Consider the following 289-nt stretch of genomic DNA (forward strand, 5'->3'; position numbering starts at 1 on the left):
AGCCAGCTCCACACTTGTTCTATCGGGTTTAGCTCTGGTGAATAGGGCGGGAGCTTGATGATACTGACATTGCTAAACGGTTCTGCAATGTCATTGGTATGCCAACTCGCCCCATCCATAATGATGAAGGCATGACGCCCTTTCTCTGTGACAGCCGATATTTGCTTTAAATGCTCGATCATGATCTCTTTATTAACCCAAGGAACGACCATCGCTTCGCCAATTCCTCTCGCGGGACAGACAGAACCAAACAGATACGCATATTCAAATTGTTGTTGCTTCACGGCTC

The 289-nt window shown here is 47.1% G+C and carries 1 protein-coding gene; it reads right to left on the bottom strand.

All coding sequences use genetic code 11. The features are described from left to right. The coding region (locus UF06_RS16735; RefSeq protein ID WP_045571449.1) for a transposase at positions 1-289 on the bottom strand (289 nt) is incomplete at both ends.

Source organism: Vibrio sp. S234-5 (genome assembly GCF_000960595.1).
Lineage (GTDB): Bacteria > Pseudomonadota > Gammaproteobacteria > Enterobacterales > Vibrionaceae > Vibrio.